Genomic DNA, 11,986 nt, shown 5'->3' on the forward strand with positions numbered 1-11,986 from the left:
CTTGGCCGAACTCGTCATCAAGCTCCCCGATATCGGTGAAGGCGTGGCCGAGGCGGAACTGGTCGAATGGCAGGTGCAGGTCGGTGACCTGGTGCGCGAGGACGACACGCTTGCCGCAGTGATGACCGACAAGGCCACCGTCGAGATCCCCTCGCCGCGCGACGGCACCGTCGCCTGGCTGGGGGCGGAGGTGGGCGAAAAGATCGCCGTCGGCGCACCGCTGGCCAGGCTGACGGTTGCGGGAGAAGCGGACGCGGACGCAGAGTCCGCAGGCGAGGAGTCCGCAGCCGAGCCGCCAGCGCAGGAGCAGGAGCCGGAAGCGGCGGACGCGTCTGCGGCGCCATCGCCATCCGAGCCACAGCCAGCGGCCAAACAGCCGGCGGCCAAAGTGCGCTCGCAGGAGGCTGGCGTGGAGCCTCCGGCCTCTGCGCGAGCCGGCCCGGCCTTCGCTGGCAGTGCCCTGCCGCGCCCTGAAGGCGAGCGGCCGCTGGCATCGCCGGCGGTGCGGCTGCGGGCGCGGGAGGCCGGGATCGATCTGCGCCAGGTGCAGGGCACGGGTCCGGCCGGTCGCATCACCCACGAGGATCTCGACGCCTTCACCAAGGGAGGGATCGCTCCCGGCCGCCTGCAGCGACGCACCGAGGTGGAGGAGATCAGGATCATCGGGCTGCGCCGGCGTATCGCCGAAAGGATGACGCTGGCCAAGGACCGGATCGCGCATATCACCTACGTGGAGGAGGTCGATGTTACGGCGCTGGAGGAGCTGCGTGGCAAGCTGAACGCCGAGGACTCGCACGGCCTGCGCCTGACGATCCTGCCCTTCCTGATCCGCGCCCTGGTCCGCGCGGTGGAGGAGCAGCCCCTGGTCAATGCGCTCTACGATGACGAGGCGGGGATCCTTCACCGTCACAGTGCAGTACATGTGGGCATCGCAACCCAGACGCCTGGCGGATTGATGGTGCCGGTGGTGCGCCACGCGGAGGCACGGGGCTTGCGCGACTGCGCCGAGGAACTCGCCCGCGTTACCTCGGCCGCCCGCGACGGCTCCGCCCGGCAGGAGGAGCTGACCGGTTCGACCATCACCATCACCTCGCTCGGCGCGCTGGGCGGTATCATGTCGACGCCGATCATCAACCATCCGGAGGTGGCCATCGTCGGCGTCAACAAGATCGCCCTGCGCCCGCACTGGGATGGGCAGGGTTTCGTCCCGCGCAAGATGATGAACCTTTCCTCCAGCTTCGATCACCGGGTGATCGACGGCTGGAACGCGGCGACCTTCGTGCAGCGCCTGAAGACCCTTCTGGAGACCCCAGCCATGCTCTTCATGGAGGCGCAATGATGAAGGAGCTCTCCTGCCAGCTCCTGGTAATCGGGGCGGGCCCCGGCGGCTATGTCTGCGCGATCCGTGCCGGCCAGCTGGGTCTCGACACCCTGGTTGTCGAGGCTGCGCGCCCGGGCGGCGTCTGCCTGACCCTGGGCTGCATCCCCTCCAAGGCGCTGATCCACGTGGCCGAGGAGTACGCCAGAGCCGCGGCGGCCGCAGCCACCGGAACACCCTTTGGCCTCCGCTCCGCGCGCCCGGAGCTCGATCTGGCGCAAGCGGTGAACTGGAAGGAGGGGATCGTCGATCGCCTGACGCTTGGCGTGGCGCAGCTGTTGAAGCGCGCGGGCGTGAAATCGGTGGCCGGCTGGGCCCGCTTCCGCGACGGCAAGACCGTGGAGGTCGAGACCGCAACCGGAGTGCAAGTGATCCGGGCCGAGAGTGTGGTAATCGCCACAGGCTCGGCGCCGGTTGAACTGCCCGCGCTGCCCTTCGGGGGCAAGGTGATCTCCTCCAGCGAGGCGCTGAAGCTGACGCAGCCGCCCGAGCGGCTGGTGGTCGTGGGTGCCGGCTATATCGGGCTGGAACTGGGCACGGCCTTTGCGAAGCTCGGCAGCCGGGTCACGGTGGTCGAGGCCGAGGACCGCATCCTGCCCCAGTGGGACGCGGAGCTCACCCGTCCGGTGGCAAAGCGGCTCGAGGTACTGGGGGTCGAGGTGATCACCGCTGCCAAGGCGCGGCGCCTGTCCTCCGACGCCTCGGCGCTCGTTGTCGAGAGTGCTGGAAGCGAGGAGGCGAGGGACGGGGATGCGGCGGGCGAGGAACATCGCCTGCCGACGGACTGCGTGCTGGTCACCGTCGGCCGCCGGCCGCTGGTCGAGGGCTGGGGGCTCGAGGAGCTCGACCTCGACCGGGACGGGCCCTTCCTGCGCATCGACGGGCAGTGCCGCACCTCGATGCGCGGCGTCTATGCCATCGGCGACGTGACCGGCGAACCGATGCTCGCCCACCGCGCCATGGCCCAAGGCCAGATGGTGGCCGAGATCGTCGCTGGCAATCGTCGGGCATGGGACAAGCGCGCTATCCCGGCCGTCTGCTTCACCGATCCGGAGGTGGTCGCGGTCGGCCTTTCGCCCGAGGACGCGCGCGCCACCGGCCGCGAAATCCGCGTCGGCCTTTTTCCCTTCAGCGCCAACGGGCGCGCGATGACGCTGGGAGTGGACGCCGGGGGAACCGATGCCGGCTTTCTCCGCGTGGTCGCACGCGCGGACAACCACCTGGTCCTCGGTGTTCAGGCGGTGGGGCCGGGCGCTTCCGAGCTTTCCGCTGCCTTCACCCTCGCCATCGAGATGGGTGCGCGCCTCGAGGACATCGCCGGCACCATCCACGCCCACCCAACCCAGAGCGAGGCCTTTCCCGAGGCGGCTCTCAGGGCGCTGGGGCAGGGACTGCACGTATGAGCGCTGTTACCGCACCTGACCGGAAGGTCAAGTATTTACGAACAGGCGCGATCCGCTCTCCCAAGGAACTTCCAGAATTACAGTATGAGGGTGTCTGGCTCGAACGGGGGCATCAATCGGGTCTGAAGAATGCCCATCCCCCGATCATGGGGAAGAGCCGAAAAATCCGGCCACAGCCGGATCGGGAGAGTGCTTTCGCGAGGGGAAGTGGCGGAAGAGGGAAGGTCTGATGGCGAACCTTCTCTGTGTCAGAGTCTGAATCAACAATCCCTGGCGGACTTTTTGCCGATGAGGCGCACGGATGGGTATGGCGCAGCCATAAAGGCGGAAAGCATCGGGGCAACAACGCATGGTTGCAGCTGGCCGGTCGGCTTGCTTGGTCGCTCACACAACGGGTGCGGCTTCCGCCTTGTCCGAACGATAGCTGAGGCAGACGGACCAACCCTTGGCCCCGGCCAGCAGGCAGTCGCTGCGCCAATCTCGCAGATGGCACTGTCACACGTAATTGCGGGCATGAATCACCACACGAGGATCATAGTTGGATCCCGGGATAACCGCAACAAGATCGGCGACGTCGGTCCCACTGCCGACGATCACGACAGCGCCTGCTTCCCTGAGACTCCCAGATGTCGATCAAGAATTGTGGGATTCTCGCTCAACTCGGCTGGAGTTCCTTCAAAGACGAAGCGGCCGACGGAAAGCACGTAGATGTAGTCGGACACAGCCAAGGCCAGGCCGAGATTTTGTTCGACCAGGAGTATGGCGTGATTGCGCTTCTTCAGATCCAGCATGATCTCGCCGACCTGCTGGATGATACGCGGCGCCAAGCCTTCCGATGGCTCGTCCATGAGAATGATGTCGGGATTGCTCATCAGGGCGCGCCCGATCGCGAGCATCTGCTGCTCGCCCCCACTCAAGGCCGTGCCGAGATTCTCGGTGCGTTCGCGTAGCTGAGGAAATTGGTTTAGAACCTGCTCTTGGTCCCATTGCGCACCTCCTTTTGCCGTTCCCGTGCGGGAGCCTGCAGCCATCGTGCTAGTGGGAAGCAGCAGGTTCTCTCGCACCGAAAGCGACTTGAAAATACGCCGTCCCTGGGGAACCAGGGCAATGCCACGCCGAGTAACCTCGTAGGACGGTAGGCCGAGCAGGGAGGTGCCTCTGAGCAGGATGTCGCCCTGGCGGGGCGGTGTGAGCCCAGCAATCGAACGCACCAGGGTCGTCTTGCCCATCCCATTGCGACCGAGAATCGAGACGATCTGTCCCTCGTGCAGGTCAAGTGAAAGACCCTGCAGCACATAGCTGTCGGCGTAGTAGGTGTGGATGTTCTGCACCGAAAGCAGCCTGTCAGCCTGCGCCAAAGTAGACCTCCCTGACTTCTGGGTTCGTCTCCACTTCGTCTGGCGCTCCCTCCAGGATGACGCGCCCTTGGTGCAAGACCGTGACGCGCTCGGCCAGCCCTAAAGCGATGTCCATGTCGTGCTCGATCATCACCACGGTCATTTTGTCCGGGAGCTCACCGATGAGCTGAGAAACCCGCTGGCGTTCGCTGGGAGAGAGCCCGGCACAGGGCTCATCGAGGAACAGTGCTTTCGGCTCACCGGCCAGGCCCAGTGCCAGGTCGAGTTGCTTGCGTTCACCATAGGACAGGTCGCTAACGGGATCATTGATGCGCCGATCGAGCCGAACCCACTCCAGTGTCTCCCGCAAATTTGCTGAAAAATCGTTGAGCGAAAAGAAGCTGCGATGCATTCGCCACTTGCGCGTGTCGCAGCCGAGCCGCGCCAGGATCATGTTCTCCCAGACACTGAGGTCGGTGAAGACGTTGGATATCTGGAAGGTCCGGCCCATACCTCGGGCGGTACGGCTGCGCTCCGGCTCCTCGGTGAGGTCCTGGCCGAAGAAGACGATACGACCCGTGCTGGCCGGCAGATTACCGGTGATGCAGTTAAAAAGGGTCGTCTTGCCGGCTCCGTTTGGACCGATCAGAACTCGTCGCTCCCCCGGCGCGATAGTCAGGGACACCGAGTCAACTGCCCTCACGCCGCCAAACTGTTTCGAGACGTCCGAGAGCTCTATGGCTGCCTGCTGCATCCCCGCTCTCCTCACGCCCGTGGCTCAGCATTGGGTCCGGCCTCCGGGACTTCTGCCGTGCCAGTCCTTGCGTCCTCCGAGCGCTTGCGCCACCTGTTGAAGAGGCCAACAATGCCATTGGGAGCAAAAAGTACCGTAACGATGAACACAAGACCCATGATCGTCATGTAGTAGGGAATGAAACCGCTGATCCAGTTGCGCAGGGTGAGGATAATAGACGATCCAAGGAATGGTCCTATAATCGTTCCTGTGCCGCCAATAATCGTCATCAGAACGACTTCTACTGAAATATGGAAATGTGCAGTTGCAGGATTAACAAATCGATTGAAATAGATATACAAGACACCCGCGCTGCTCGCCATGAAACCCGATATAACGAAGGCCACGTAGAGGTGGCGGGTCGGATTGAATCCAAGGCTGCGCATTCGACTTTCGCTCGACTTGATCCCTCGCAAGGTAAGGCCGAAGGGTGAGGCTATTAGAACGCGATAGGCAAATGCATAGAGCGTCACGAGGGCCAGGACCACATAGTAATAGGTGGTCATGGAGGTCACGCGCCATTCGCCAATCGCTGGATAGGGCACGTTGGTGATGCCGTTGTCGCCCCCTGTGAAGGAAGCCCAGCGGTAGGTCACACCCCAGATGATGAAGCCCAGTGCGATGGTCACGAGGATGAAGTAGACGCCACGCGTGCGTACCGCGATGCCGAAGACGACAGCCAGCAGCGTTCCCAGCAGGATCCCTGACGGTGCCGCAACTGCCATTGGCAGGCCATGCCGAACCTGCAGGATGGCAACCGTATAAGCCGACACGGCGAAGAAGGACGCATGGCAAAGCGAGAGGAGGCCCGCGTGGCCGAGCAGCAGGTCAACGGAGAGAGCCAGCAGCCCAAAGATCAGGATCTTGATGACCAGACCGATCCAAAAGTCGCCGGCGAATACAGGTATTACTGCTATGGCCGCGAGGAGCAGTCCCATCGCGAGGAACGATGGCTTGTTCATCATCAGTGCTCCTGTCCAAAGATGCCGGTGGGCCGGATGAGGAGCAGTGCGGCCATGGGTGCGAAGATCACGAAATAGGACATCTCGGGCCAGAGCCACCGTCCGTAGGCATCGACCAGACCGACGATGATGCTGCCGATCATTGCGCCCTCCAGGCTGCCAAGCCCGCCGACGATGACGACCACAAGCGCCAAGATGAGGATCTCCCATTCTGCGCCAGGGTAAAGCGTCAGGAAGGCGCCGCCAGCCACTCCGGCTGCGCCTGCAAGGAACGCCGCGATGGCGAAGACCAGGGCAAAGAGGCGGTTTATATTGATACCCATGGCGCCGGCCATCTCGCGGTCATCGACGCCCGCTCGCACGATTGCTCCTATCTGCGTCCTCCGATAAAGGAGCCAGAGCGCGCCTGCGGCTACGACACCGAAGGCGATGAGCACCAGGCGGTACTTGGGATAGAAAATATCACCGGGCAGGACCACGGGGCCGCGCAGGGAAGCGGGCGTGGGAACGCGAAGATTATCCCCGCCCCAGATAGCCAACGAGACGTCCGCAATGACGAAGGCCACGCCCACGGTCAGTAGAACCTGGGCGAGGTGGTTCTCACCGGTCGCGCGGATCAGAAATCGGTCGATAAAATAACCGAGCAGAACAACAGCGAAACCGCCGGCGGGAATAGCGAGCCAAAAGCTACCTGTGGCCCAGACAACCGAGAGACCGATATAGCCGCCGATCAGGTAGAGGGCCCCATGGGCCATGTTGACGACACGCATCAGCCCGAAGGTAAGGGTGAAGCCCGCGGATAACAGAAACAGCAGCGCGGCCAGCGATATGCCGTTCATTGTCTGAATGACGAAACTCATTTGGCTCCCGCCCTTATCGCGTGTCGATCTCCAATCGAAAGCAGGTCTCCCGGCAAGCCAGGCAGTAGCCGGGAGACGCCCGTTGAGGAATCAACGCTGATAGGGCCCGCGGGCCAGGAACTCCTCGGGGTCCCAGGTCCAGAACTGGGAGACTTCCTCGTAGGTCTTGATCGGAACGTTGACGAGAATCTCGCCCAACACCGGGTGCTCGCGCTGGCGCACTTCGGAGACATAGACGTTCTGGATTGGATTGTCGTAGTCATCGAGCTTGAGCGGGCCTCGCGGCGCATTGATCTCTGCCGCCCGTACAGCCGCTAAGAACGCCTCGACATCCTCGATATCGCCTTCGATGGCGTCGAGCGCCGTTTTTGTCCAGAGACCGCTGGTATAACCGCTTTCGGCCATCCAGGAGGGCATTTGCTGGTGGCGCTCTACGAAGGCATCCACGAAAGCGTCATTCTCTGGAGTCTCAATACCGGCCACATAGTTCAGCGCGTTGCTGATCAGTCCAATAGCGCGCTCGTCGACCTGCGGCAGCGCGTCCTCGTGCAGCCAGTAGCCGCCGTAGATCTGGTGGCGGCGATCCATTCCGAAGTCGAACCAAGCGTCAAACAAACGGATGCGGTCGGCGCCGACGATGGTGACTGCAACGCCATCAGTGTCGCTCGGGATTCCTGCGATGACGGGCCCGTAGTCGGTCGTCCCAATGGGGCTCCAGATCAGGCTCGCCACCTCGCCGCCCAGTTCAGTAAATGACTGAATCGCGCCCAGGGTCACTTCCTGTCCAAAGGTGTAGTCCTGGCCAATGAAGGTCACGTTTCGCAGGCCCAACTCGTTGTAGAGGTAGTCACCGAAGGGGTGGCCAATCTGGCTGGCTGAAAGGGCCGTCCGCACGACAGTCGGGACTCTATCCCACTTGGTGATATCGTCGGCGCCCGCAGGATCGAGGATCACAGGCACGCCCGTCTCTCGGCTGACTTGTGCGACCGCGGGCCCCTCGTGCCCGCAGAGAGGGCCAACCAGAACATGGACATCCTCCTGGTCGACGAGCCGGCGGGCCTGGGTAATCGCTTGGTCGGGATTGCAGGCGGTGTCGGCCACTATCACGCGCACTTCGCGGCCGCCTGCTGTGTGTTCGGCTTCTTCCCAGAACAGTTGGTGACCGTTGACCATATCATTGCCAGGCTGTGCCAATGGCCCGGTCAGAGGCGCCAGCAGACCGATGCGGATTTCTTGAGCCTGTGCGGGCCCAATGATCGAAAAGCTCGCGATCGCAAATGCGCCGGTTAGCAGAGCAATGCCACTGCCGATCCTCGATCGAACTCCTTGCTTCATCGATTCCTCCCAATTCCCTGTTTGGTTGCCGAGATCCCGGTTGCTCCAGGGTTCGCTGATCCGTGCCACCACTGCCTTGACCAGGCCGCTTCGCCCGTGATCACATTAACCAATTCTTGCCATAAGGCCGAGCTTGGTCAACTTATTATGGAGCGGCGAGGGCTTTCCATCATGCTCAATCCGATAGGCCCACTGTCCCCGGGAGAAAGGAAACGCTGTGACGGAACATTCCATACGCTTCGCAAGTGACCCGCGTGCGCTGCGCAGCGAGGACCAGCCGTTGCTGACCGGGCGAGCGCTGTTCACGGACGATCTGAGTCTTCCTGGACAGCTTTATGCGGTATTCGCGCGCTCGCCTCATGCTCATGCGCGCATCGGCGAGATCGATGTGACGCGAGCGCTCAAGATGCCTGGGGTGGCGGCGGTTTTCACGGGCAAGGATGTCGCCGAGGCCGACTTAGGCCCGATACCCATGGCGATGCGCTTCAAGAATAGCGATGGCACGCCGATGGCGCTCGCGCCTTTGCCGGTCTTACCCAGGGACCGAGTCCGCTACGTCGGCGAGGCGTTCGCGATGGTCGTGGCGGAGACGGTCGCGCTGGCGCAGGATGCTGTAGAACAACTGGTCGCTGAGTTCGATGAACTGCCCGCCGCGACGACGGCAAGGGCGGCCCAGGAGGTGATCGAACCCATCTGGAGGGAGGCTCCCGACAACATCGCGCTCGACTGGGAAGATGGCGATGCGGAAGCGGTCGACAACGCCTTCTCCACCGCGGCGCATGTTGTCACCATTCGCTTGGAAGACACGCGAGTTGCGCCGAGTGCGATGGAGCCTCGCGCCGCGATTGGAGAATGGGATCCTGAGCAGCAGCGCTTTACACTGACGGCCGGAACACAGGGAGTTGCGCTGGTCCGAAAGATGTTCGCGGAGCACGTTTTCAACGTTCCTCTCGATCGTATTCGGGTGCGCACCTATGACGTGGGCGGCGGCTTCGGCATGAAGGTGCAGCCCTATGCCGAGTATGCAGCCGTGATGTTCGCCGCGCGCTGCCTTGGGCGGCCCGTGAAATGGACGGCTACCCGGGTAGAAAGCTTTCTCACGGATACTCACGGACGCGACGGTGTGCTCGACGGAGCCTTGGCACTCGATGCCCAGGGCAGATTTCTTGCCCTGAGGATGCACAACACGGCTGGTATTGGGGCCTACGTGTCGACTTTCGCGTCGGTCTTCTCGACGAACAATACAAAGAACTGCCTAGCCAACGTCTACACCACCCCGGCCCTCCATTTTCGCGTTCAAGCGATGCTCACCAATGCTGCACCGGTCGGCCCATATCGGGGCGCCGGCCGCCCGGAGGCCATTTACCTCGTAGAGCGACTTATAGATAAGGCCGCCCGCGCCACTGGCATTGACCGGATCGAGCTCAGACGCCGAAATATGATCTCCCCCACCGCAATTCCCTACAGTGCACCGAACGGGCAAAAATACGACAGCGGTGACTTTGAGGCGGTTATGGACAAGGCCCTTGATCTTGCAGACTGGAAGGGCTTTGCGAAGCGTCATTCAGCCTCGCGCAAGGAAGGAAAGCTCCGAGGAATAGGCCTTTGTTCTTTTCTGGAGGTGGCTGGCGGCATCCTCGACGAATCTGTCGATCTTCGCATCGAACCGGACGGCACCGCTGCGCTGAGACTTGGCGTACAGTCCATCGGCCAAGGGCATCTCACGACCTTTACCCGGATTGTCGCTGATGCCCTGGGCATTGCCGCCGAATCGGTGCGGTTGATTGAAGGTGACAGCGACGAAGCGCCGAAGGGTTGGCCGACGGTCGCCTCACGCTCCGCAATGATGGCCGGCAGCGCGACTTTCCGAGCTTGCGAAGAGATTATCGAAAAAGGCCGTCTAGTGGCAGGAAGCCTCCTGGAGGCGGCGACCGCCGATATCACCTACGAAGCAGGAGTATTCAGCATCGTCGGGACCGACCGACGTGTATCACTGGGTGAAGTCGCCGGCCGGGCCAGGGAAATGACCAACTTGCCTGAGCACTTCACGAACGGGCTGGATACCGTTGCGGAGTTTGTTTCCTCTGGGATGAGCTTTCCGAACGGCTGTCACGTCTGTGAGGTTGAGATCGACCGCGAAACCGGCGAGGTGAAAGTGGTCGGATACGTAGCGGTCGACGATGTGGGCGTCATCCTCAATGAGCCCATTGTGGAGGGGCAAATTCATGGTGGCATCGCACAAGGGCTGGGGCAGGTTCTTGGAGAACAGGTTATCTATGACGATAACGGTCAGCTCCAGACAGCGTCGTTCATGGATTACAGAATGCCGCGCGCTATGGATTTCCCGCAATTGCGGCTGACTCACCACGTCGCTCCCTGCGCCACGAACCCGCTGGGCGTCAAGGGGGCCGGAGAGTCCGGTGTCGCCGGCGCGATTCCTGCTGCGATGAACGCTATTCATGATGCCCTAAGCCACGAAGGAATAGAGGATTTTGATATGCCCGCTACTCCTGCCCGGGTCTGGAAGGCGCTTAATGGGCGATTGTAGCCAAGCCTAGGCTAGTGCAATGATGAGACCCCTTTCAGCATCGAAGCTACCGCCGAGAGCTACAGGCGGACATGAAGGATGGGCTTGGGCACCGGAGGGTTACTGAAAGGCCGCGGTCGCTCCCTCATCGAGCAAGACAGAGGGGGCCTACAGTGCCGCCATCTCGGGAGGATGCCACGTGTAGCAGACGAGCAAATCAAGTTGGCGGCGCGCCCCCGCACCCAGTAATTCTTTCGTTTTATCAAAAAATTTAGATGACGCAAGGCGCCCTCCGGGGCGCCTTTTTCAGGTTGCAACTGACTGGCAAAATAGCACGCGATTAAAAAAAACTTACAACGAGGCGCGCTTGCTCCGTGCGCACGAAACCGAGGGGTCCAAACATTGGGATCAATCCACTAGTAGATCAACGTTTGACGGAGTCCCCCTTCAGCACTGCTCCCGCGGTACATGCCTTCACAGTTGAAGGGCATGACGATCTGTCCGTTGTGACCCACAGCGATCAGCCCCCCCGACCCGCCAAGGGCTGTCAGATCGGACATTATGACCGCGGTCGCTGCTTCCTCCAGACTGGTGCCGAGAAGGCGGACCCGTGCCGCGATTTCGTGTGCCACGCAAAGCCGCAGAAATACCTCCCCATCGCCGGTGGCCGATATCGCGCAGCTCGCATTTTCGGCATAGGTGCCGGCACCGATCACCGGACTGTCCCCAACCCGTCCCTGGTGCTTGCCGGTCATTCCGCCTGTTGACGTCGCCGCGGCGAGATTGCCGGAGCGATCGCGGGCCACGGCACCGACGGTGCCGTGGCGCCGAGAGGGATCAGAGTCGAGCGCACCACTGGCTTCCAGCGCCAGCGTTTGCTGCAGGCTGTCCCAGCGCTCCTGGGTAAAAAAATAGCTCTCGGGCTCGAATGCTAGGCCCATCTCTCGCCCAAGTGCGATCGCGCCCTCACCTGCGAGTAAAACGTGCGGTGAGCGTTCGAGTACGGCGCGCGCCAGAAGCACAGGGTTCCTCGGGCCGCAAATGCCGGCAATCGCGCCGGCCCGGCGCTCACGCCCCTCCATTGCCGCCGCGTCCATCTCGTGGCGTCCTTCGCGGGTAAACACTGCGCCGCGCCCAGCATTGAACAGCGGTTCGTCCTCTAGTGCGCAGACGGCAGCGGTGACCGCATCAAGGGCCGCTCCCTCGGCTGCGAGCACCGCCTCACCAGCGCTCAAGACCTTATCGAGAGCGCGGTGAGTCTCTGCCTCGCGCTCGGCGCTCAACGCGGTGCGTGTGAGGACGCCGGCTCCGCCGTGGATCGCGATTGCATATGCATTACTCATGCCGAGACCTTCACGCTTCCCAGGCTTACACTTGCCCGATCCGGAGCT

At 62.4% G+C, this 11,986-nt stretch carries 9 protein-coding genes; 3 read left to right on the plus strand and 6 right to left on the minus strand.

What is annotated here, in order from left to right:
* Window position 1: 1 nt before the first annotated feature.
* Both ABZ720_RS15780 and lpdA read left to right on the plus strand, forming a co-directional pair.
* Window positions 2–1,339 (plus strand): dihydrolipoamide acetyltransferase family protein, encoded by a 1,338-nt coding sequence (locus ABZ720_RS15780; protein ID WP_366556486.1) that lies wholly within the window; start codon window positions 2–4, stop codon window positions 1,337–1,339.
* Window positions 1,336–2,781, plus strand: a complete 1,446-nt coding sequence (lpdA, locus tag ABZ720_RS15785; RefSeq protein ID WP_366556487.1) for a dihydrolipoyl dehydrogenase — start codon at window positions 1,336–1,338, stop codon at window positions 2,779–2,781. The genes ABZ720_RS15780 and lpdA overlap by 4 nt, the downstream gene beginning before the upstream one ends.
* 593 nt (window positions 2,782–3,374) lie before the next feature.
* Here the strand turns inward: lpdA and ABZ720_RS15790 are convergent.
* The 5 genes from ABZ720_RS15790 to ABZ720_RS15810 all read right to left on the minus strand — a co-directional run bounded on the left by ABZ720_RS15790 (window position 3,375) and on the right by ABZ720_RS15810 (window position 8,068).
* Window positions 3,375–4,139 carry an ABC transporter ATP-binding protein gene (locus ABZ720_RS15790; RefSeq protein WP_366556488.1) on the minus strand — a complete coding sequence of 255 codons (765 nt, stop codon included), beginning with the start codon at window positions 4,137–4,139 and terminating at the stop codon, window positions 3,375–3,377.
* On the minus strand, window positions 4,126–4,872 hold the full coding sequence (locus ABZ720_RS15795; protein ID WP_366556489.1) for an ABC transporter ATP-binding protein: 747 nt from the start codon (window positions 4,870–4,872) through the stop codon (window positions 4,126–4,128). The genes ABZ720_RS15790 and ABZ720_RS15795 overlap by 14 nt, the downstream gene beginning before the upstream one ends.
* Window positions 4,873–4,883: 11 nt before the next feature.
* On the minus strand, window positions 4,884–5,876 hold the full coding sequence (locus ABZ720_RS15800; RefSeq protein ID WP_366556490.1) for a branched-chain amino acid ABC transporter permease: 993 nt from the start codon (window positions 5,874–5,876) through the stop codon (window positions 4,884–4,886).
* Window positions 5,876–6,733 carry a branched-chain amino acid ABC transporter permease gene (locus ABZ720_RS15805; RefSeq protein ID WP_366556491.1) on the minus strand — a complete coding sequence of 286 codons (858 nt, stop codon included), beginning with the start codon at window positions 6,731–6,733 and terminating at the stop codon, window positions 5,876–5,878. Before ABZ720_RS15805 ends, ABZ720_RS15800 begins: the two co-directional genes overlap by 1 nt.
* A 90-nt stretch (window positions 6,734–6,823) precedes the next feature.
* Window positions 6,824–8,068, minus strand: a complete 1,245-nt coding sequence (locus ABZ720_RS15810) for an ABC transporter substrate-binding protein (protein WP_366556492.1) — start codon at window positions 8,066–8,068, stop codon at window positions 6,824–6,826.
* A gap of 217 nt (window positions 8,069–8,285) precedes the next feature.
* On the opposite strand from ABZ720_RS15810, the gene ABZ720_RS15815 reads away from it, so the two are divergent.
* The gene (locus ABZ720_RS15815) at window positions 8,286–10,616 is read left to right on the plus strand and encodes a xanthine dehydrogenase family protein molybdopterin-binding subunit (RefSeq protein WP_366556493.1); all 2,331 of its coding nucleotides are present in this window, start codon (window positions 8,286–8,288) and stop codon (window positions 10,614–10,616) included.
* 395 nt (window positions 10,617–11,011) lie between these two features.
* Here ABZ720_RS15815 and ABZ720_RS15820 read toward each other — a convergent pair whose 3' ends face one another.
* Window positions 11,012–11,938, minus strand: a complete 927-nt coding sequence (locus ABZ720_RS15820; RefSeq protein WP_366556494.1) for an isoaspartyl peptidase/L-asparaginase family protein — start codon at window positions 11,936–11,938, stop codon at window positions 11,012–11,014.
* Window positions 11,939–11,986: the final 48 nt, after the last annotated feature.

It is taken from the genome of Aquibaculum sediminis (genome assembly GCF_040712085.1).
GTDB lineage: Bacteria > Pseudomonadota > Alphaproteobacteria > Kiloniellales > DSM-21159 > Aquibaculum > Aquibaculum sediminis.